The sequence below is a fragment of the Macrococcus sp. CoH-51_TC_04 genome (genome assembly GCF_058188655.1).
Window position 1 is genome coordinate 1 of sequence record NZ_JBVGOY010000103.1, and the last position, 232, is coordinate 232.

1 protein-coding gene is annotated in these 232 nt (G+C 53.0%); it reads left to right on the plus strand.

Going from position 1 to position 232, the window contains the following annotated elements:
* Positions 1–194, plus strand: a 194-nt coding sequence (locus ACZ2V4_RS11940; protein ID WP_490514985.1) for a hypothetical protein, incomplete at its 5' end; no start/stop codon positions are given.
* Between the last annotated feature and the right edge of the window lie 38 nt (positions 195–232).

Below are 232 nucleotides of genomic sequence, written 5' to 3' on the forward strand. Positions count from 1 at the left end.
TTCTCACATCTGGAGGCGATATGTTTCAAGTAACGCAGGAATTCGTGTTCTGTTCAGGCGTCGCTGTCGGGGCCCTGAGCGCGATTTGCATTATTGCCAGTTTCGCTTATCTCGATGGCTGGTTTGATAAACCGCAGCCGCGTCGGTTCCATGACATCGACGACGGTTCCTATCGTGGGAAGTCCGTGCGATGAACGAACTCTGGGAAAACCCGCTATACACGGTGGAAGAG